Below are 21,371 nucleotides of genomic sequence, written 5' to 3'. Positions count from 1 at the left end.
TTTTGAAATCATTTGAGTTTAAAAATCATTAGTGTCCGGTTAAAATTTCAAATGATGGGCTAAAGCCCGCGTCATATCCGGCATTCACTAATCCCGGGGTTAGTCATCGCACTAGAGCGTCCGGGCTTTAGCCCATAACTTTTTACCGGACAACAATGTTTAAAAATAGTAGATCAGTACCAATTACAGCCATATTAATTGAAAAAAACTATTGAATAGACCTCGTTAGGGGTTCGGGGTGAAAAAAATAGGTGGATATAAAACCCGGAAATCGTTTCGTTTTTAGTTATTTTGAAACTGCAAAAATTCTCAAAAATGATAAAGACTGTTACATTGGTGGGAGCTGGAAATCTGGCGACACAGCTGGGTAAATCTTTAAAGAAAAATGAAATTGAAATAGTTCAGGTATTTAGCAGAACCGAAACTTCGGCTAAAGCATTGGCTGAGCAGTTAGGCTGTCCTTTTACTATTGACTTAAAGGAATTGAAACAGGCTGATTTAGTTATTGTATCGGTAAAAGATGATGCACTTGAACGTGTTTTCAAGCAAATTGATAAAAGCTCACGAGTTGTCCACACGGCGGGAAGTGTACCGATGGAAATACTTGCCGGCTATTTCAAGAATCACGGTGTGTTTTATCCTCTGCAAACTTTTTCCAAACAGCGAGAGGTCGACTTTTCAAACATCCCAATTTGCCTGGAAGCAAGCTCTGTCGAATTCTTACAGGAATTGAGACAGTTGGCCAATGGGTTATCGCAAAATGTATCGCTGGTTAATTCTGAAGAACGGGAATCATTGCATTTGGCGGCAGTTTTTACGTGCAACTTTGTCAACCACTTTTACCATATTGGCGATGGTTTGCTTGGAGAAAAAGGACTCGAGTTTAGTTTGTTAAAACCATTAATTCAGGAAACAGCACAGAAAGTGATGTCGTTAAAACCAATTGATGCGCAAACAGGGCCGGCTGTTCGCTACGATGAAACAATCATCGATAAACATCTGGAATTGTTGTCATATAAACCGGAACTTCGGAAAATATATAATTTTGTCTCGAGAAGTATTTATAATTCAAAAAAGTAAAAGTTGAAGATGGCGTTTTTCAAAGAAAGATTAAAAAATATAAAGGCCCTGGTTTTTGATGTCGATGGAGTTTTATCTGCGGATACGATGGCTCTCGACGAAGAGGGAGTTCCGATTCGAACGGCTAACGTAAAAGACGGCTATGCCTTACGAAATGCCCTTAATATGGGATATGAAGTGGGAATTATTACCGGTGGAAACTTAGAGCGGGTACGCTTTCGTTACGAGAAACTGGGCGTAAAATATATCTATATGGGAGTGCGTGATAAGATGAAAAGCCTGGTGGATTTTAAGTTGAAAACGGGAGTGCGAGATGATGAAATCCTTTTTGTGGGCGACGATATCGTGGATTATCAGGTAATGAAAACAGTTGGAATAGCGGTTTGCCCGATTGATGCGGTCAATGAAATTAAGGAAATTTCTTCTTATATTTCGGACAAGAAGGGGGGAGAAGGCTGTGCCCGGGATGTCATTGAACAGGTCATGAAAGCACAGGATACGTGGATTAACGATCACTCATATTATTGGAGGTCAACTTAATGGTAATAAATAATCTAGATAAATATCAACTCATATTGGCGTCAAAATCACCCAGACGTCAGCATCTGCTAAAAGAGCTTGGATTGGATTTCAAGATACAGGTTTCAAATGTCGAAGAATATTATCCACCGGAATTAGGAATGACGGCAATTCCAGAATATTTGGCTGATTTAAAGGCGACTAAGGTACGTGAAGAATCGCCTGAAAATAGCTTGGTAATAGCTGCAGATACGATTGTATGGAAAGATGAAGAAGTAATTGGAAAGCCAAAAGATAAAAAAGAAGCAGTAGCGTTGTTGAAGCTCCTTTCGGGGTCACAACATCAGGTTATTACGGGTGTAAATATTCAATCATCCACCAAAAAATATTCGTTTCACGCCGTAACAGAAGTGTGGTTTGATGATTTGACAGAAGAAGAAATAGGGTACTATGTTGATCGGTTTAAGCCCTACGATAAAGCTGGCGGATATGGTATTCAGGAGTGGATTGGGTTTGTCGGCATCCAAAAAATCGAAGGCTCTTTCTACAATGTCATGGGACTTCCTGTTCATAAGGTTTATCAATTCTTAAAGCGCTTCTAATTTATTGTGTTTAATCCTGTTATGAAGCAGAATTGAAACGCTCACATACTAATGTGAATTGACTACTTTTGCACCCTCTTTACTTGAAACTTAAGAAATGAAGAATCATAATGTATTTGTAGTGTGTTTGTTATTGGCTTTTGTAGCTTTTCAAAGTTGTCAAAAGTCAACCGTAAAAGTGGGCTTGTTGATGCACTCATTGGATCACGAACGATGGGAGCGAGAGAAATCTTTGATTACCGAAAATATTGAAAAATTAGGTGGCGAGGTTATTTTTAGAAAGGCGGACAATGATCAAGCGAAACAAAACAGACAGGCAAAAGATCTGATCGAGCAGGGAGTAGATGTGTTGATTGTTGTTTCTTCTAATCAAAATGAAGCCGCGGAAATTATCGAAGCTGCCCATCGTGAAGAGGTGAAGGTAATTGCTTACGACCGGTTAATTCGAAATTGTGACCTGGATTTTTACATCACGACAAACAGTGTTCGGGTGGGCGAGCTACAGGCCGAGTACATGACCTCAATTGTTCCAACTGGTAAATATGCTTTAATTATTGGTAACGAGAATGACAACAATGCATTATTGTTGTTTATCGGGCAAATGAACAAGCTTCATGAGAAGGTTGAATCAGGAGATATTCAAATCGTTTATAGTGAATATACTTCCAGCTGGACTCCTGAAGAAGGTTATCGCTGTACCAATGAGATCTTAGCCCAAAGCGATAGTTCGATCGATGTGATAATTGCAGGCTCAGATGAAATTGCGTATGGTGTTCATCGGGCATTAAACGAAGCTGGATTATTGGGGAAAGTTAAAATTGTAAGCCAGGATGCCGATTTGGAGATAATCAAAGAAATTGTCAAAGGAAATCATACAGCCACGATCTATAAAACCTTGGGCGAAATGTCGAAGAAAGCGGCTGAGGTAGCTGTAAAGTTGGCGAAAGACAAGACGATTGAAAAAGACTACACCACCGTAAGTAACGGTAAGCGACTTGTTCCTTCTTATCTGCTTGAGCCAATTCTGGTGAATAAAGACAATATCTCTTCCACAGTCGTTGCAGATGGTTATCACCAAACTGAAGAAATCTATTAACTCTTATTTTCTTGTTATTTTTTGATTGTGTACTCAACCTCAAACTATTTTCAGGTGTTTCCTGTTTGTTGCTGATAAAACTTGTTTTAGAATAATGAAGAATCTTTTGTTCGCACTACTTATAATTGGATGTTCCCTTTCTGCATTTGGAAAAGAGGGGATGTGGATTCCCACCTTGCTCGAGAAGTATACCATTGATGAAATGCAGGAAATGGGTTTTAAACTGACAGCAGACGACATATACAGTATCAATCAAAATAGCCTAAAGGATGCAGTCGTCATATTTGGCAAAGGTTGCACGGGTGCAATGATTTCCGATCAGGGGTTATTGCTGACCAATCACCATTGTGGCTTTTCGTCTATCCAGTCGCATAGTTCGGTCGAACAAGATTACTTGTCGGATGGGTTTTGGGCGATGTCAAAAGAGGAGGAATTGTCGAATCCCGGATTGACTGCCCGGTTTTTGGAGCAAATGGTCGATGTCACTGACTCGGTGTACGCAAATTGTGATAGTTTGCAAGCTGGAGACCTTCAACTGAAACTGAACGAAAATATCAACCGACTTCAGAAAAATGCATCCGAAGACGGAAAATACGAAGCGGTGATTAAACCCTTATTTTTTGGAAACCAATACTTTTTGTATGTCTACAAAGTATTTCCTGATGTTCGCTTGGTGGGGGCGCCGCCCGAGTCAATCGGGAAGTTTGGTGGCGATACCGATAATTGGATGTGGCCACGTCATAACGCTGATTTTGCGATTTTCAGGGTATATGCCGATGAAAATAATGAACCGGCAGCATATTCAGAAAGTAATGTTCCATACCAGCCCCGAAAGTGGTTCCCAATTTCCCTCGATGGTGTAAAACCAAACGATTTTATGATGCTGATGGGGTATCCGGGAACAACCCAGGAATATTTACCCTCTCAGGCAGTTGAAATGCTTATTGAGCAAAGTAATCCTGATCGGATAAAAATCCGCACAGCCAGATTGAATATTTTTTCGAAACATATGAAAGCTGATCCTAAAACCAGAATTCAATATGCCTCTAAATTTGCCAAATCGAGTAATTCCTGGAAGCGATGGAAGGGCGAAATCAGAGGATTGAACCGATTAAATGCGGTTGAAAAAAAGCGTGAGTTTGAGGCTGAATTTGAAGCCTGGTATCAACAAAATGATCGGTTGGAAGAACAGTATCGTTCTGTACTGCCTCAGTTTGATAAACTATATATGGATTTGCTGCCGTTCGACAGAGCTTATAATTATTATCAGGAAGTTGTCTTTAAAGGAATTGACGTTTTCGGTCTGCCAGGCTATTTCCCCAAAAATGACAGCGGATGGAAACGCATGTCAGAGTCAAGAAGAGATCTTTATCGGCAAGCAATAGCGACGAAAATTGACGAATTCTATCGGAATTACGACAAAGAAACGGATCAGGAAGTTTTTCTTAAACTTCTTCGAATGTTGCGCCAGGATCTGGATCCTAGTTTCCTGCCGGCTGACTTTAAGGAAATGTTTGATCGATACGATGATGAAAAAATTATTCGGAAAATATACGACAAATCGGTTTTGGCTGATCCGGAAAAAATGAAGGAAATCAGTTTGAATTTTAATGAAAAGTGGATTGCCAAACTTCAAAAAGATCCTTTAGTTGAGCTTTATCATTCATTGCGGTTTCATTACGTGCGAAACATTGAACTGGTTTATCGGGAAGTGAACGAAAAAATTGATGACGTTCAGAAAACATATATGCAGGGTATTCTGGCGATGCAAAAAGATGAACGATTGTACCCCGATGCCAATTTTACAATGCGGATTGCCTACGGAAAAGTACAAGGTTATGAACCTCGCGATGGCGTGGAATACGATTATTACACGACCTTAACAGGAATTATGGAGAAGGTTGCCACCGATCATCCGGATTATCAGATTCCCGGGAAATTAAAGACAATTTACAGCAGCAAGGATTTTAATGGCTTTTCAGAAAATGGCGAAATGCCGGTTGCTTATATTGCTTCCATTCATTCTACCGGAGGAAATTCCGGTAGCCCGGCCATCAATGCAAATGGCGAGCTGGTCGGACTGAATTTTGACCGCTGCTGGGAGGGAACCATGAGCGACATCATGTTCGATCCGGACCAGTGCCGAAACATCATGCTCGACGTTCGTTACATGCTACTCATTATCGACAAATATGCAGGAGCCGGTTATTTGCTGGATGAGATGGAAATCACAGGCAACACCGATTAGTTGCCAAACTTATAAATAATGGCCAGCTGTTGCGACTGATCCAATGTTCCACCTTCAACCAGATGGAAAGAAAGATTGAATCGGCCTTCGACGTATTTGCTGTTGATGAATTTCCAGATTACATCGGTTCGCCAGTAACTGTCAACATCGTAAAAACGATCGCCATTCTTAATGTGATGTCCATCGCCTATGTTTAGGGTCGATCGAAGTGCAAAATACTTGCTTTCGCCGTACAGTTGAGCCATAAAGCTGTTGGAATCGATATAGCCATCGGTCAATCCTCGCTCCCGGTATTTCGAACTAAAAACACCGGCTCTGATGTACGATTTTTGCAACGGTAGCAATTGATGCAAGTCGGATCCAACAAAAAAGATCATGCCCAAATCATCACTCACACGGCTTTCGGCTCCATGAACAGCCGTACCTGCGAAATGAAACAAGGTAATGTAGTTTTGAAAAAACAAGTGGTTGTGCCTTATTTCGCCTGAAAAACCAGCCATAAAAGTTTCCCGCCGGGTGTCTGTTTGTCGGCTTGTCCAGTCAACAAAGCCATTCTGATGACCCCAGTCCCAATTGTACTGACCAAAAAAGCCCTGGATGTTGGGGCGGTAATACAAAAGCGTATCAGTAATCAGCGCCAGCGGAAAATCAATCAAATCCATGCGCGGAAACGATCCGAAGTAAAACTCTTTCTGCTCATCATTGGCGTAATGGTAGTAAGCCGTTAAAATGGGCTTTTGCTCTTCCATATTACTTCCAAATTCAAACAAATGACTTAGTCCAACCCTGATTTGGTGGTTTTCGTCTAACGTTGTTCCAACAGCAAAACTGGTTCGTTCTCCTAAAATCGTTTGCGAATTAGCGACCTGGCTTTGGAATTCACGATTATCTCCAAGGCCGTGAAACGTAACATCGTATTCAAATTTTTGAGCAAAAACGCCATTGGCAACGAGAAGGCAAAGAAATAATAAACAAGCACGCATGATCGGATAAATTGAAATTTGTAATCGATTACAAAGGAATAATAAAATTTCGAATTGTAGTAAGACGGTGTTCAATCAATCGCAAAGAATGTACATGTCGCGTTTTGGATTGATGCAAAGCACGGGAACGTGCTGTGCCTTTTTGATAAGTTTCGCTTCCGGCAAGCCAATAATCAGATCGATTAGACTGATGTTTTTACTGGACGGAATAATCAGTAAATCATGTTGGTTTTGAAGGCACTGACTCAATGCTTCGAAAGGTAATTTAAAACTACCTTTTGGAGTTTTCTGTATCTGAAAATCGAGCTTGAATTTCATCAGGAGCTTCTCGATAAACTTCAAATTTTTACTGATCATTTTAGCATCGTCTTTATTCTTTTCGGTGGCAGCGAATACGGTTGTGTTTGCCTGATTAAAACGACCAAAATAACTGGCCCACAATGAGGTGTCTTTCATAACCTTTCGGAAATCAACAGGCAGTATTGGATTTTTGTAGTTTAAAGAATGCTCACTACTGCCGTTGACAAACAGGAACGGAATTTGACTGATTTGCAGGGCCGGTAATTTCTTTTTTACTTTTTCAGACGTGAGCACCAACATAATCCCATCGTACTTATTCGCAATCCGGTCAATACATTGAGTAAGATCTCCTTTTAGCGTGAGGCTGGAAATCGGGATATTGGGCAGATCGTTTTTCAGCTTATGAATGATTTTCCCCAACGCCTTCTGTACCGCTAATTTATCACTCTTCCCTTTTTGCTGAAGCGGGTGAAACAGGCACAGCTCTTTCTGAAAGATACCAGACATTCGTGCACCATGCACAATGGCATCGTTCATCGACTCCGAAAAGTCGCAAAGCACCATAATTCGTTGTTCCGAGAGGTTTGCCATAACAACGCCAAAGCTATTTAAAAAAATTGAACTGAAAAAAGGACGGGTAGCCGGGAACCTGATCAGTGGGCAGTTTCAGTTGTTAATCGCATTCCTCTCCCGAAGGCTCGTCATTCCCACGTAGGTCGGAATCTCCCCGGAGTCGGAAAGGCAAAGGAGCCTGAAAATTAAGAGCAGGAAGTGGTTTGATGCGTGTTCAATATCTTTCAAGCCCCAACTTCGCACAAATTCATCGACTTCCTGAGTTATGTCAGCAGCTATCTCTGTGTAATTCGTAATTTAGATCAAAAATAACCTGCTGTTATGCTGACACGAGAACTCATCTGGCCCAAAAGTATTGTTGTAATTGGTGCATCGAACGATATCAGAAAGCCTGGAGGAAAACTGCTCAAAAACCTGATTGAGAATAACTATCGCGGCGATTTGTATGTCGTAAATCCCCGCTCAGAGGAAGTTCAGGGAATCAACGCTTACCCCGGTGTTGAACAACTGCCCCAGGTCGAAACTGCGGTGTTGGCTATTCCGGCCGCGCTTTGCCCGGATGTTGTGTTGCAGTTGTGCCGCGATAAAAATACGCGTGGCATCATTATTATTTCGGCCGGATTTAGTGAGGAAAGCGACGAGGGGCGGAAACTGGAAAAGCAAATCGTTGATGTTGTAAACTGCTATCAGGCTTCGCTGATCGGGCCCAACTGCATCGGAATAATTACCCCGGCACATGCCAGCGTGTTTACCACTCCTGTGCCCCGGCTCGATCAAATGGGCTGCGATTTTATTTCCAGCTCAGGAGCAACAGCGGTCTTTATTATGGAATCGGGGATTTCCAAAGGGCTTCACTTTGCCAGTGTTTTTTCAGTGGGCAACTCCGCTCAGGTGGGAGTCGAAGAGGTGCTCGAGTTTATGGATGAGGTATTCGATCCTAAAACCAGCACCCGGGTCAAACTGCTGTATATTGAAAGCATTCAGAATCCCGATAAATTGCTGAAACATGCATCGTCGCTAATCCGGAAAGGCTGCAAAATTGCGGCCATCAAAGCCGGAAGCAGCGATGCCGGAAGTCGGGCAGCGTCGTCGCACACCGGGGCCATGACTAGTTCCGATTCGGCGGTGGAAGCACTTTTTCGGAAGGCCGGAATTGTGCGCTGTTATGGCAGGGAGGAACTCACAACCATTGCGTGTGTTTTTATGTGCAAGGAAATGAAGGGCAAGCGTATGGCGATCATTACCCATGCCGGAGGCCCGGCCGTGATGCTAACCGATGCCCTGGAAGCCGGAGGGTTGAAGATTCCTCAAATTCAGGATTCGCCGCAAAAAAAAGCCCTGGCAGAAAAGCTTTTTCCCGGTTCGTCGGTCGAAAATCCGATCGACTTTTTAGCAACCGGTAATGCCGAACAGCTCGGAGCCATTATTGATGCTTGCGATAATGATTTTGAGGAGGTCGATGGCATGGCGGTAATTTATGGAAGTCCCGGTTTGTTTCCGGTTGGCGATGTTTACGATGTGCTCAATCAAAAAATGCGCACCTGCAAAAAGCCCATTTTCCCCATTCTGCCTTCAATTATTAATGTGAAAGATGAAGTAACTCATTTCATTGCAAAAGGGAATGTGAATTTTCAGGATGAAGTTTTGCTTGGACGTGCCTTAACTAAAATTACAAATACTGCCAAGCCTCATGCTGACGATATTTTTCTCGAAGGAATCGATATTTCTGAAATCAGACAAATTGTTGATCATGCTGAAAACGGCTATCAGCCGCCGGAAATTATTCACCAGCTGTTTGATGCTGCCGGAATTCCCCGCGTGAAGGAGCAGGTCGTAACAACGGAAAAGGAAGCATTGAAAGCCGCCAAAAAACTCGGCTGGCCATTGGCGATGAAAGTTGTCGGGCCCGTTCATAAAAGCGATGTGCGTGGGGTGGTGCTCAACGTGCACGACAAGGAAACAGTGATCCACGAGTTTGACCGACTCATTCATATTCCCGGAACCGAAGCCGTGCTGGTAGCCGAAATGGCATCGGGGATCGAGTTGTTTCTGGGAGCAAAATACGAAGATCGGTTTGGGCATGTTATCCTTTGCGGAATGGGTGGCATTATGGTTGAATTGCTCAAAGACCTTACTTATGGCCTGGCGCCTCTTGGTTTTTCCGAAGCTACTTCCATGATTCAAAACCTGAAGTCGTATCAAATGATCAAAGGCTATCGCGGGCAGGAAGGAATCAGCGAAAATCGGTTTGCCGAAATTATTGTTCGCCTGTCAGGCATGCTGCGGTTTGCTGTTGAAATCAAAGAACTGGATATTAATCCGCTATTAGCCGGAGGCGATCAAATTCGGGCTGTTGATGCGCGTATTCGGATTGAAAAGTAAGCTAGCCCATTTATTTTCCCCGGGCAACAGTGATCTCGAAACATAATACACCCCCTCCCATCTATTTAATCATAGCTTATCGATATTCAATACAACGACATTGAATTCCTCTTTCTTGCATTCTTTTTTTTTGCCGAAAACAGTGGTTCCGGCTTTTATTTTTCTTGTTTTCTGTGTGGAGAAGGAAAAAAATTTTCCAGAACGTTGTTTTCTGTGTGGAGAAGAAACCGGAAAATATTTTTTGCTCTCGCAGGGAGAAAACAACAAAAAAGAAAATTAATTTCCTTGTTTGCCGCGCGTTTCAACAAAAAGAAAATATTTTTTTGCGTTTTTCTGTGTGGAGAAGCTCCCGGATTTTCCAGAATTTGCTCCACAACCGGTGACAAAATCCTCAGGGCTCCGAAACAACCGCCAGCTCGGCCAGACAGGCCGCTCCTTGCTGTTTTTTTTACCCCGCAGCCTGCCTTCAAACGCACCAGTGTTTGGTTTACAGTTGTGCAAACTTTTCAACATATGATAATCAGACAGACTATTTTTTGTACTTTGTGAAGCTTTAATAAACAGAAAACTAATAATATAAACGAATTGTAGTGTAAATGTGCTGGTGTATAATATACAGACGTTGAGCTTTTTGTAAATAAAATCCAGATAGATATGATTTTTAACGAAGAATTTTTTAATAATCTGCCAGTAAATAAATACGAAGCTGGACAGATGATTTGCAAGAAAATAATCGAATACTATTATGATCAAGAACAGCCCGCCGATAGATATAATGGCTATAGCTCTTATATTGACGCCTATGCTGCGCTAGATGCCTTTATTCAACACCATGGCCTTGGTTATGTTATGCCTAATATTGAGAGTGATAGACATAAAACTATTGAATCTTTGCATAGATTCTGTCAAGAAATAGACGTTGATTTTGATAAAAAAATATCGACTAATGAATATGAAAATGCAAAGAATAAATATAATGGAATCTTCGAGAATGGATTCATTTATAAATTTACAGACGGAGATTTAAATCGGGTTCAAGAATTAATAAGTGAATTGAGAGATTCAATTTCATCAAGTCAATTATTCGACGCAAATCACAAAGAAAGACTTTTAAATAAACTTGAGAGACTTCAAAAAGAACTTCACAAAAAAATGTCTTCTATAGACAAATTTTGGGGATTGGTAGGTGATGCAGGAATTGTGCTAGGTAAATTTGGACAAGATGCAAAGCCTTTTGTTGACAGGATTAGCGAAATAGCACAAATTATCTGGAGAACTCAGGCGAATGCGGAAGAACTGCCAAGTGGCACAAGTCTTCCACTTCTTAAAAGCAATGACAATAAAACAACATAACCCTTGCTGGATCGGTATCAGTGTACTTTGATGGGAATGCACAATAAAATATCGCCAGCTACTTTGCATTGGGGGGCTGTAAATGCGGAGCAGCAGGGTGTTGACGTAAACCGGGATTAATAGCTGAAAACAAGTATTTTGGGTTTTGATTTCAATTCATACTTCTCTATCTTGCAAAGAAAAAATTAAAATATGGAAAGAATCATTGATAATCGGGACGAGCGCATGTGGGGCATGCTCTGCCATATTGCTGCATTCGCGGGTTTGGTGATTCCGGTTGCCGGAAATATTATAGGCCCTTTGGTTGTGTATTTACTGAAAAAGGAAGAATTCAGCTTTGTGGAAGATCAGGGAAAGGAATCCTTGAATTTTCAAATTACAGTAACCATCTTGATGTTTGTATCGGGCATGTTAATTATTGTAGGCATTGGATTTCTGTTGCTGGCAGTTATTGGCATTGGCGCTTTGGTGCTAACCATTATTGCGGCCATAAAAGCAAACGAAGGCGAGTTTTATCGCTATCCCTGGACAATTCGGTTTCTGAAATAATAAATAAGCATAAAAGAGGGAATCACCACGATTCCCTCTTTTTATTTTTTTAAGTCTGGGTCAGCCATGCTGAACTTGTTTTAGTATCAGTAGCAAAAGGATACTCTGCAGCAGGTTTAGAGTGACTTTCCCAAAATGTGTTAATGCGATCTCTTAAAACCGCTCTGAAACAACTTTCCAGTCCAGTACTTTCCAGAAGTCTTCCACGTACTTAGGACGGGCGTTTTGCTTATCCAAATAATAAGCGTGCTCCCACACATCGCAAGTCAGTATTGGAGTTAGTCCATCGCGCATTGGGTTGGCTGCATTGCTGGTTTGAACGATGCTTAATTTGCCGGCATCATCTTTAACCAGCCAAGCCCAACCAGAACCAAACAATGTAGCAGCTGCCTGCGAGAATGCCTCTTTAAAATCTTCAACGGTTTTCCACTCCGCTTCAATCGCAGTTTTCAGCTTATCCTTTGGTTCCTTGCAACCATCAGGAGAAAACTGCATAAAATAAAAGGTGTGGTTCCAAACCTGAGCGCCATTGTTAAAAATACCGCCTTCAGCTTCTTTAACGATCGTTTCCAAATCAGCATTTTCAAATTTGGTTCCAGGAACAAGGTCGTTCAGCTTATTCACATAGGTCTGGTGATGTTTTCCATAGTGAAAATCCAATGTTTTTTCACTAATGTATGGCTCAAGAGCGCTTTTTGCATAGGGTAATGCAGGTAATTCAAATGACATAATTTTGTAATTTAAAAGTTAGACGATTTTATGTTTGTTTTTGTCTTTCTTAACAGGAAGGAAGCTTAAAAGGTTTGAAAATAAAACGGGCATTCGTTTATTTAAAACGATTCCATATTGTGTGTTCTCATGGGGTGCTGATGCTCAAACACCTAATCTGTTTCGAACGTGATGATCGTGAACTGGCGAACTATTTTCCCAGTTCGCATTCATGAGGAAATAATATAGCGAAGGAGTCGATTTTATGATGTGATTTTAACCAATAAGTTTTATGGGAATGCCTTACACGGACTTGTTCTCGTTCTGTTAAAATCCGAGGCTAAAAACTCAACCATTTGTTTGGTGAGCGTGTTTATCATGTAAAGAAGCTTAAATTTTTCGGTTCGCCTGATTTTAAGTATTTTTGTTGCGTTAAAGAAAGGAGAAAACAATGGAATTTTTAATCGTATTTGGATTGGCAGTGGCATTGGTTGCGATTGCTTTTGTGGGGTTGGCTGTTCGGATGTTGATTCAAAAGAAAGGGAAATTTCCAAACCTGCATATTGGAAGTAACAAACATATGAAGGCACGTGGAATTACCTGTGCTCAAACTTTCGATAAAATGGAGCAAGCCAAAGCGAAACGGCAACTTTCATTTAAAGAACTATCGATATTGAATGATGTAAAAGGAGGCTGCTAAGCTTCCTTTTTTTTGCAGGGATAAAGTCAGTCTGAATTTATTCATACTCAGTTTTTCGTAACCGCCACATGTTTCAATAAATCCTGAAATATATTCAGGGCGACAGGCGGCCGCTGCCTTCAAGCTCTCAACTTCTTAAAACTCCTTTTTAAGCATGCTTTTAAAGCCGGGACTGATGTAGGTTTTGTAGTTGCCTTCCTCATCCGAATAAATAAAGTACACTTCAATTTCCGGATCAGCTTCCGCAATTTCAATGGACTTTTCCAATCCGCTAACCATAAACGCAGTTGCGAAGGCATCGGCAGTCATGCAGTTGTCGGCTAATACGGTTGTACTCAAAAGGCTGTGTTGAACCGGATATCCTGTTTTTGGGTCAATGGTGTGGGCGTATTTCACCCCGTCTTCAATATAAAAATTGCGGTAATTACCCGAAGTGGCCAGGGCCATATCTTTCAGTTCTACAATGGCTTTCAGTTTTTGCTCCGTGAACAACTCATTGTCATCCGGATTGCTGATCCCAATTGACCAGTAATTACCTTTGGCGTTTTTGCCGCTGGCAACCACCTCACCACCAATTTCAACCATGTAGTTTTTACAACCCTGTTCGTGCAGGTAGTTGGCGACCATATCGCTGGCAAAACCTTTGGCAATAGCACTGGCGTCGAGCATTGTGCTGGGATGGTTTTTTATAAGCTGTCCGTTTTCTATTCGAACTTTTTTATAGCCTACAATTGCTCTCAGCGAATCGATTAGTTCCGAAGTGACCTGTTCTTTGTTTTTAAATCCAAATCCCCAAATATTTACCATGGGCGCAACCGTCATGTCGAAAGCTCCATTGGTAATCTCCGAGATTTCTTCAGCTCTCTTAAAGATCGTTGTAAATTGCTCGTCCAATTCAGTTTCAATATTCCTGTTCACTTTCGAAATAGTTGATGTTGAATCATAGGTCGACATGGAATGATTCACTTCATTCATCACGGCTTCTATCTCACGTTGTAAATCTTTGCCTTCAGGACTTTCATAAGTGACATGATAGATGGTGCCAAAAATAAATCCTTCGTTAGAAATGTATTGACTATTGCTTGAGCAAGCAGCAAGCATTACAATTATCAGGAATATCCAGGATGTGTTTTTCATGTTGATTGCGAGTTTTTTACCATTGCAGATTATGTACGTTTTTTGCAAGTTTATTCATTTAAGGGCGTAAAGATAGTTGATTCGGTTATATTAGAATGAATTATGAGTGATGAGATTCGTAGTCGGGATGGTTGCTGAAAATCAGCATAATATTTTTGATCGCTTCGTTAAGGTGGAAGATGAGCAAAAACAATACTTCCGAGGAACAAGAATTGGACTTTTTCTGTGTCAAAAAATTATTCAGAAACTAAATGGCCGTATTTGGGTAGAATCAGTTTATGGTGAAGGAGCTACTTTTTATTTTACAATCGATGAATAATATACGAAAATTGAATTTTTAGCCTTTCAGAAATCAATTGTGAATGATTATTTTTATTTTTGCAGTCGTTTAAAATAATTCATTCACACTAATAATAATTGTACTGTGGGAAGAGCATTTGAATACCGGAGAGCAGCAAAGGAAAAACGCTGGGGACATATGTCTCGAATTTTTCCGAAGTTATCGCGTTCAATAACAATGGCAGCCAAAGAAGGAGGCCCTGATCCGGACATGAATGCTAAGTTGCGTACAGCGATTCAGAATGCCAAAGCGCAAAACATGCCCAAAGACAATATTGATTCGGCCATTAAACGTGCAGCAGGAAAAGATGCCAGCGAATACACCGAAGTAAACTACGAAGGAAAAGGTCCACATGGGGTGCTTATTTTTGTCGAATGTGCTACGGACAATTCAACCCGTACGGTAGCCAATGTAAAATCCTATTTCAATAAGGCTGGCGGTAGTTTAGTGCCAACCGGATCGTTGGAATTTATGTTTGACCGTAAGGCGGTTTTTCAGTTCGAGGCCTACGAAGGTATGGATTTGGAAGAGCTGGAGCTGGAGTTGATTGATGCGGGGCTGGATGACATTGAGCAAAATGAAGAAACTGTTTATGCCTATGGTGACTACACAGCTTTTGGAACGCTTTCATCGGCTTTAGAAGAGAAAAAAATTGATGTGAAAAAATCAAACCTGGAACGGATTCCGACTTCGGCTGTTGAGTTTACCGAAGAACAGCTGGAAGAAATTGAAAAGTTGATTGATAAACTTGAGGAAGACGACGACGTTCAACAGGTGTTTACCAATATTGCCTGAATAAGATACTTTATACGTTGAAAAGCTGCTGCCGGAAGGTGGTGGCTTTTTTTTTGTAGTCGCGAGCTTCCTTTTGCAAGATTAAGGTCATTCCGAACTTGTTTCGGAATCTATGTTGATTTCAGACGGATCCTGAAACAGGTTCAGGATGACTTTCCTTGAGGTCGTTGATAACCATCGAACTCATTGTACAAGTATTTGCTATTCGCTATCGGTTACTTCAAATCCCACTTGCTTCAGGTGCTCATAGTATTCCGGGTACGATTTGGAGATAACCATCGGGTCGTCAATATCAATTGATTGAAACATAGCAATTGGGGCAAAGGCCAGTGCCATGCGGTGGTCGTGGTAAGTCGCAATGCAAGGAACTTCGTCTTTGGGTAACGAAAAACTGCCATCCCATTTTAGCTCACCATGTTTGGGTTCGGTAATTTCGGCTCCAAATTTAGCCAGCTCATTTTGCAGAGCCGCAATACGGTCGGTTTCCTTAATTTTTAAAGTTTCCAGGCCTGTAAAATGAAAAGGGACTTTTTTAAGCACGCACAGCACAGCCATGGTTTGTGCCACATCCGGATTTTCAATAAAGCTGAGTTGTAAATGCTTGGGTTGAATGTCAGCCGACTTTGTTATTATTACGCCATCTGCGGTGGCTTGGCTGTCAACTCCAAAATCTTTAAACCAAGCTGCAATTTGGCAATCGCCTTGCAAACTCATCAACCGAAGGTTTTTCAACTTAATTTCTGCTTCGTCAGACAAGGCAGCTAGTTGATACCAATAAGATGCACCAGTCCAATCTGCTTCAACCGTAAACTCCCGGGCTTGGTACGGTTGTTCAGCAACAAGGATTTCATTGCCTTTCCAAACGGAACGAACGCCAAATTGTTTCATTAGTTTCAGGGTCAACTCAATGTAGGGGCGCGAGGTAATTTTGTTTTTCAACCGAAGTGTCAGGCCTCCTTCAATTACAGGAGCAATCATGAGCAATGCCGAAATGTATTGACTGCTGATACTTCCATCCAATTCCAATACTTTTCCTTTGAGATGCGAGCCAAAAATACGAAGTGGCGGATAACCTTCGTTTTCCACGTATTCAATTTTTGCCCCCAGTTCGGTTAAGGCGTCTACCAAAATATGGATTGGGCGTTGCTTCATCCGATCCGATCCGGTAATGGTCCATTCACCAACGATCTGCGACAGGAAAGCTGTCAGAAAGCGCATGGCCGTTCCGGCATGGCCAATATCAAATTTATTGGTGTTGGAGGTCAGTACTTTTTGCATTACCTCAATATCGTCGCTAACCGATAAGTTTTTCAAATGGTAAGGACTGTAACTTAACGCGTGAATAATGAGTGCGCGGTTTGCAATACTTTTCGACGATGGAAGGTCGATACTTCCTTTAACGGTTTTGTCTGACTTGGAAAGACGGTATTTCATGATTTGTTGTTCCGAAATTAGAGTTGACGATAATAGTCAAGTGCTTCAATAATCAATTTTTTTGAGCAGTCTTTGTTTATTTCAACCTGACCAATTGTTGAAATTAAGGTGAAGTTAATCCGGCTGCCTTCATTCTTTTTATCGTGTGTCATCAGCTCGTAAAGCTCGTCGTAAGCTGATGACTCAATTTCAAACTTGCCGTAGGTTTGAAGCATCCACTGGTTGATCTCGTTTAACTTTACCTGGTCGAAACCGCACACTTTAGCTGACAGGTACAGCTCGACAATCATTCCGTAAACCACTGCAAAACCATGCAGAATTGGGCGATTGTCGTATAGTGCATAACTTTCAAATGCATGACCAACCGTGTGTCCGAAATTCAATGCCTTCCGGATGTTTTTTTCGGTCAGGTCGTTTTGCACATGCCATTCTTTGACAGCTACCGAGTGTGCAATAATTTCCTGCAACGAATCGTAGTCGACCTTCTTAAGATCGTATTGCATCAATTCTTCCCAGTGCTCAGGATTTTTAATTAAGCCGTGTTTCAGCATTTCAGCATAACCCGAAAGGAAATTGTCCGCATCAATTGTCTTTAAAAATCCGGTGTTGATGATTACCGCATCCGGCTCATTAAATACCCCGATTTCATTTTTTAAGCCATTAAAATTGATGCCGGTTTTTCCTCCCAGCGAAGCATCGACCTGTGCTAACAAGGTTGTTGGGATATTTACGAATGACATTCCGCGTTTAAAGGTTGAGGCTACAAAACCACCCAAGTCGGTGAGCATTCCGCCACCAATATTGATCAGCAGCGATTTGCGGTCAGCACCATTCTTCGATAGGAATTCCCAAACTTGCTCTACTGAGCGAACTGATTTATTGGGTTCTCCTCCTCGAATACTGATTGTTTTGATGCCATACTCTTCTATAACATTGTTGATTGAAGGAAGGCAAAGCTCTTTGGGGGTTTCTTCGGTCAATAAAAATACTTTGCCAGCAGGGAATTGCTGAACGATTTTCCCGAGTTCGTCAGCTACCTTTTGGGAAAAGATAATATTTGAATGTATTTTTGATGTCGCCATTTGTCTGTTTTAAAATGCGGAGCACAAAGTTAAGATATTTTTAGCAGTGCTATAAAGTCAATAGCAAAAACGGCTTATTATTTACAATTCAATAAAAGGTTATGGAGATATCGAATCAAAAGCGATCACAGAAAATAAAAAGAGGTTTTAATCTCGGAGTTGTGCTGTTGTTATTGCCTATTTTGCTTTTTGTGTGGCAGGAGATGGACTTGTTTGCGCTGATAAATGGCGGTTTGTTAATCATTTTTATTATTGTTTTTCAAATTGTGGGACTGGATTACGTGCAGTATGAGTCTACCAATGAGATGATTAAAGTGCGTTACTATCCGATCATCTCTTTTTTCGGTAAGGAGTACAATTCAATCGAGTTTCGGAAAGTGCTTTTGCACAAAGCTGAAGTGAAGAAGGCGTTTTTATTCAGCGATTTATTTCTGGAAGTAAAAACAAAAAGAGGAATTGCCGAATATCCATCTGTCAGTTTGGCGGCAATGAGTAAGAGAGATATTAACGCGATTAAGGCCGATTTATCTCAATACTTAATGGAAAAATAGTTCTTGCAAATTCAGGAGGGAATCACTAAATTTATCATAAACCTCGTGAATGTCTGAATCCGAAAATCTAAAATACCAAATTGCATTATCATTAATTCCGGGTATTGGTCTGGGCAATGCCAGGCGACTGGTTCATGCCTTAGGCGGAATTAAGCATATTTTTGAAGCCAACGAAAAGATCTTAAAACGAATACCGTACATTGGTGAAATAAAAGCTCGTGCCATTATTGAAAGCGACGCGCTGGAGCGTGCTGCAGAGGAAGTTGAATTTATTCTGAGAAATGATATTCATTATATTTCATTCTGGGATGACCATTATCCTCGGCGATTAAAGCGTTGTGTGGATGCACCGGTCATGCTTTTCTGGAAAGGGAATATCCAATTTAATGCAGAAAAAACGGTGGCAATTGTAGGAACCCGTAATGCCACGAACTATGGCCGTGATTTTTGTGATGGGTTGGTTCGGGATATGGCGCAGCGAGGCGGTTACACGGTAATTAGCGGCTTGGCCTACGGAATAGACGTGGCGGCTCACAAAGCTTGTTTGAAAAATGGAGTGCCAACGATTGGTGTTTTTGCTCATGGCTTGGATCAGGTTTATCCCCGGCAGCATCTTCAGGTGGCAGAGCGAATGCTTGAGTCGGGTGGCTTGGTCACTGACTTTATTAGTGAAACGAAAATCGATCGCCAGAATTTCTTGCGCCGCAACCGGATAATTGCCGGTTTAGCTGATGCCACAATAATTGTTGAATCCGCAGAAAAGGGAGGTTCACTGGTGACCGCTGACATTGCCGATTCGTACAATCGCGATGTTTTTGCGCTTCCTGGCCGGCATATCGATCTGTTTTCGAGAGGTTGCAATCAACTGATCAAATCAAATAAAGCGGCAATGATTGAAACGTTGGATGATCTGGAGTATGCCATGTCGTGGCAACAAACTGTGGACAAACCCACCAAAATACAGAAGCAATTGTTTGTTGAATTGAATGATGAAGAGCAGCGAATTGTTGATTCGTTGAGCGATGCTCCTTTGTACATCGACCAACTCTGTTCCATCGTGCAAATGCCAATGGGCAAGGTTTCTTCAGTATTGTTGGCTCTCGAATTTAAAGGTTTGGTGGCGAGCCTCCCCGGGAAAATGTACAAGTTGGCTTGATGGGGGCAGTGATTTTTAATCGACAATTAATTCGCGGTTGAAAACCGCGACACCCGGATTGGAATCCGGAGCTTTAAAAGTGTATCTTTGCAGCCTATGACAAGTTTCAGTGAATTAAAAATAAACAAGTCGATTCTGAAGGTGTTGGACGAGATTGGCTTCGAACATCCAACCCCTATTCAGGAAAAAGCAATTCCTATCATTAAGTCGGGCATGGATGTCGTTGGAGTGGCGCAAACCGGAACGGGAAAAACCGCAGCTTACCTGTTGCCAATTTTCTCCAAACTGGTGAAAGCAGAAGGCGAAGATCCAAGAGTGCTCATTTTGGTGCCGACCCGGGAACTCGCGATACAAGTTGGAGAGGATATTGAAGAGTTGACTCCCTATAGTAACATTCGGCATGCTGCCGTTTTTGGTGGCGTAGGCTGGACCAAACACGCAGCTTTGATTGAGCCGGGTATTGACATTTTGGTGGCAACACCCGGGCGACTCCGTGATTTGTATCATGCCAATGCTGTTTCGCTGAAAAAAATAAAAACACTTGTGATTGACGAAGCCGACCGAATGTTGGATATGGGCTTTATGCCACAGATTCGTCAATTGCTGGAGATTATCCCGGTCAAGCGGCAAAACCTGCTGTTCTCTGCAACATTTAATGAGAAGGTGGAAGTAATGACTCACGAGTTTCTTGATTTTCCGGAGCGCGTGGAAGTTTCTCCATCGGCTACACCTGCCCAGTTGGTTAAACAATCCTATTATAAAGTTCCGAATTTTAAAACCAAGCTGAATCTGATTCGGCACTGGTTAGAAGATGAGGAGGTGTTTAGCCGGGTTTTGATTTTTGTACGAACCAAGGAACACGCTGAAAAGGTCTTTAAAGTCATCAAACGAAAGACGGAAGGGGAGAAGCGGATACTTCATTCAAACAAGGGGCAAAATGCCCGGATGAATGCGATTCAGGCCTTTAAAGATGGAGAATTACGAATCCTGATTTCTACCGACGTCTCGGCTAGGGGACTGGATGTTTCAATGATAACACATGTTATCAACTTTGATTTGCCACAGCGTTACGAAGATTACGTACACCGAATTGGACGAACTGCACGAGCCAATAATCATGGTGAGGCAATTGCGCTGATTGATCCCGCAGAGGAATATCATTTAGTAAAAATTGAAGAGGTTATCCGAATGAAAGTTGAGGAAAAGGCTATTCCTGACGAAGTGGTGATCGAACCGACCGGGAAAGCTGAAGCGCAGGAGCAATCGCGGGAAATCGACCGGCAAAAGAAAATGGATGATCCTACTTTTCAAGGAGCTTTCCACGAAAAAAAGAGAAAGCCACCTGTGGAAAGAAAAGATGGCAAAAACCTGGCGAAACAACGCAAGAAGCATAAACGCAAACGCCGTTAACTATTGGAACAGTCTGGCAAATCCGGGATAGGCTTTTAAAGGGATTAATTCAAACTCAATGAGCTTATTTTTAACGAGAGGGAGTTGCTGTAATTTTTGATTTGCCTGATCAACCGAGTTGGCTTCAAGAATTAAAACGGCACTGTTTTCATCTGCCCGGAAGTAAATTTCGCGAATAAACCCGTCTTGCTGAAATTCCCAGGCTTTTCTGGCTTCTTCCTTAGCGTATTTAGTAAAGTCTGTCGTTTTAGCGTGTGGAAGTTCTTTTTCGAGCGCAATAATTTTCATCTCATTATAATTTAAAATTTTCAACGGTATTCGATGGAACTCGCTTATAATGATTCTCCTGTGTGTAAATGACCTTTACAAGTTC

General features: G+C 41.6%; 22 protein-coding genes. 14 read left to right on the top strand and 8 right to left on the bottom strand.

All coding sequences use genetic code 11. The features are described from left to right. Window positions 1–315 precede the first annotated feature (315 nt). From GR929_RS18045 to GR929_RS18025, 5 genes are all read left to right on the top strand, one after another. A complete protein-coding gene (locus GR929_RS18045; RefSeq protein ID WP_159522431.1) occupies window positions 316–1,080 on the top strand; it encodes a Rossmann-like and DUF2520 domain-containing protein in 765 nt (254 codons plus the stop codon). A 9-nt stretch (window positions 1,081–1,089) separates the two neighbouring features. Further along, window positions 1,090–1,620 (top strand): KdsC family phosphatase, encoded by a 531-nt coding sequence (locus GR929_RS18040; RefSeq protein WP_159522429.1) that lies wholly within the window; start codon window positions 1,090–1,092, stop codon window positions 1,618–1,620. Continuing rightward, window positions 1,620–2,201 carry a Maf family nucleotide pyrophosphatase gene (locus tag GR929_RS18035; RefSeq protein WP_159522427.1) on the top strand — a complete coding sequence of 194 codons (582 nt, stop codon included), beginning with the start codon at window positions 1,620–1,622 and terminating at the stop codon, window positions 2,199–2,201. Before GR929_RS18040 ends, GR929_RS18035 begins: the two co-directional genes overlap by 1 nt. A 97-nt stretch (window positions 2,202–2,298) precedes the next feature. Further along, window positions 2,299–3,297: a sugar ABC transporter substrate-binding protein gene (locus GR929_RS18030; protein ID WP_159522425.1), complete on the top strand. Its 999-nt coding sequence runs from the start codon at window positions 2,299–2,301 to the stop codon at window positions 3,295–3,297. Window positions 3,298–3,391: 94 nt separating this feature from the next. Beyond that, window positions 3,392–5,545 (top strand): S46 family peptidase, encoded by a 2,154-nt coding sequence (locus GR929_RS18025; RefSeq protein WP_159522423.1) that lies wholly within the window; start codon window positions 3,392–3,394, stop codon window positions 5,543–5,545. Here the strand turns inward: GR929_RS18025 and GR929_RS18020 are convergent. Together GR929_RS18020 and GR929_RS18015 are read right to left on the bottom strand one after the other, a co-directional pair. After that, window positions 5,542–6,528 (bottom strand): hypothetical protein, encoded by a 987-nt coding sequence (locus tag GR929_RS18020; protein ID WP_159522421.1) that lies wholly within the window; start codon window positions 6,526–6,528, stop codon window positions 5,542–5,544. The two genes, GR929_RS18025 and GR929_RS18020, sit on opposite strands and share 4 nt — an antisense overlap. A 75-nt stretch (window positions 6,529–6,603) precedes the next feature. After that, the gene (locus GR929_RS18015) at window positions 6,604–7,419 is read right to left on the bottom strand and encodes a hypothetical protein (RefSeq protein ID WP_159522419.1); all 816 of its coding nucleotides are present in this window, start codon (window positions 7,417–7,419) and stop codon (window positions 6,604–6,606) included. Window positions 7,420–7,722: 303 nt separating this feature from the next. On the opposite strand from GR929_RS18015, the gene GR929_RS18010 reads away from it, so the two are divergent. Beyond that, the gene (locus tag GR929_RS18010) at window positions 7,723–9,783 is read left to right on the top strand and encodes an acetate--CoA ligase family protein (protein ID WP_159522417.1); all 2,061 of its coding nucleotides are present in this window, start codon (window positions 7,723–7,725) and stop codon (window positions 9,781–9,783) included. A gap of 155 nt (window positions 9,784–9,938) precedes the next feature. Here GR929_RS18010 and GR929_RS18005 read toward each other — a convergent pair whose 3' ends face one another. Continuing rightward, entirely contained in the window at window positions 9,939–10,259 is a 321-nt protein-coding gene (locus GR929_RS18005; protein ID WP_159522415.1) for a hypothetical protein, read from the bottom strand. Window positions 10,260–10,437: 178 nt separating this feature from the next. Here GR929_RS18005 and GR929_RS18000 point away from each other — a divergent pair, with 178 nt between their 5' ends. Then, window positions 10,438–11,136 carry a hypothetical protein gene (locus GR929_RS18000; RefSeq protein WP_159522413.1) on the top strand — a complete coding sequence of 233 codons (699 nt, stop codon included), beginning with the start codon at window positions 10,438–10,440 and terminating at the stop codon, window positions 11,134–11,136. 192 nt (window positions 11,137–11,328) lie between these two features. Further along, entirely contained in the window at window positions 11,329–11,685 is a 357-nt protein-coding gene (locus GR929_RS17995) for a DUF4870 domain-containing protein (RefSeq protein ID WP_159522411.1), read from the top strand. Window positions 11,686–11,838: 153 nt separating this feature from the next. Here the strand turns inward: GR929_RS17995 and GR929_RS17990 are convergent, their stop codons facing one another. Next, entirely contained in the window at window positions 11,839–12,414 is a 576-nt protein-coding gene (locus tag GR929_RS17990; protein ID WP_159522409.1) for a superoxide dismutase, read from the bottom strand. Window positions 12,415–12,844: 430 nt separating this feature from the next. On the opposite strand from GR929_RS17990, the gene GR929_RS17985 reads away from it, so the two are divergent. Then, complete coding sequence (locus tag GR929_RS17985; RefSeq protein WP_159522407.1) at window positions 12,845–13,093, top strand: hypothetical protein; 249 nt, start codon at window positions 12,845–12,847, stop codon at window positions 13,091–13,093. A gap of 135 nt (window positions 13,094–13,228) precedes the next feature. Here GR929_RS17985 and GR929_RS17980 read toward each other — a convergent pair whose 3' ends face one another. Continuing rightward, the gene (locus tag GR929_RS17980) at window positions 13,229–14,230 is read right to left on the bottom strand and encodes an FAD:protein FMN transferase (protein WP_159522405.1); all 1,002 of its coding nucleotides are present in this window, start codon (window positions 14,228–14,230) and stop codon (window positions 13,229–13,231) included. A 109-nt stretch (window positions 14,231–14,339) separates the two neighbouring features. Here GR929_RS17980 and GR929_RS17975 point away from each other — a divergent pair, with 109 nt between their 5' ends. Next, a complete protein-coding gene (locus tag GR929_RS17975; protein WP_159522403.1) occupies window positions 14,340–14,549 on the top strand; it encodes a sensor histidine kinase in 210 nt (69 codons plus the stop codon). A 105-nt stretch (window positions 14,550–14,654) separates the two neighbouring features. After that, the gene (locus GR929_RS17970; RefSeq protein ID WP_159522401.1) at window positions 14,655–15,365 is read left to right on the top strand and encodes a YebC/PmpR family DNA-binding transcriptional regulator; all 711 of its coding nucleotides are present in this window, start codon (window positions 14,655–14,657) and stop codon (window positions 15,363–15,365) included. 201 nt (window positions 15,366–15,566) lie between these two features. On the opposite strand, the gene GR929_RS17965 is transcribed toward GR929_RS17970, so the two are convergent. Then, on the bottom strand, window positions 15,567–16,799 hold the full coding sequence (locus GR929_RS17965; protein ID WP_159522399.1) for a 3-phosphoshikimate 1-carboxyvinyltransferase: 1,233 nt from the start codon (window positions 16,797–16,799) through the stop codon (window positions 15,567–15,569). 17 nt (window positions 16,800–16,816) lie between these two features. Beyond that, complete coding sequence (gene aroB, locus GR929_RS17960) at window positions 16,817–17,881, bottom strand: 3-dehydroquinate synthase (RefSeq protein WP_159522397.1); 1,065 nt, start codon at window positions 17,879–17,881, stop codon at window positions 16,817–16,819. 101 nt (window positions 17,882–17,982) lie between these two features. On the opposite strand from aroB, the gene GR929_RS17955 reads away from it, so the two are divergent. The 3 genes from GR929_RS17955 to GR929_RS17945 all read left to right on the top strand — a co-directional run bounded on the left by GR929_RS17955 (window position 17,983) and on the right by GR929_RS17945 (window position 20,998). Continuing rightward, window positions 17,983–18,432, top strand: coding sequence for a hypothetical protein (locus GR929_RS17955; protein WP_159522395.1), 450 nt, complete (start codon window positions 17,983–17,985; stop codon window positions 18,430–18,432). A gap of 49 nt (window positions 18,433–18,481) precedes the next feature. After that, window positions 18,482–19,588, top strand: coding sequence for a DNA-processing protein DprA (dprA, locus tag GR929_RS17950; RefSeq protein ID WP_159522393.1), 1,107 nt, complete (start codon window positions 18,482–18,484; stop codon window positions 19,586–19,588). 96 nt (window positions 19,589–19,684) lie between these two features. Further along, window positions 19,685–20,998: a DEAD/DEAH box helicase gene (locus tag GR929_RS17945; protein ID WP_159522391.1), complete on the top strand. Its 1,314-nt coding sequence runs from the start codon at window positions 19,685–19,687 to the stop codon at window positions 20,996–20,998. Here the strand turns inward: GR929_RS17945 and GR929_RS17940 are convergent, their stop codons facing one another. Continuing rightward, window positions 20,999–21,286, bottom strand: a complete 288-nt coding sequence (locus tag GR929_RS17940; protein WP_159522389.1) for a muconolactone Delta-isomerase family protein — start codon at window positions 21,284–21,286, stop codon at window positions 20,999–21,001. Window positions 21,287–21,371 lie beyond the last annotated feature (85 nt).

This window comes from Sunxiuqinia indica, assembly GCF_009847015.1.
Lineage (GTDB): Bacteria > Bacteroidota > Bacteroidia > Bacteroidales > Prolixibacteraceae > Sunxiuqinia > Sunxiuqinia indica.
The sequence above is the reverse complement of the archived record's forward strand: the minus strand, read 5'-3'. Positions and strand labels throughout refer to the sequence as shown.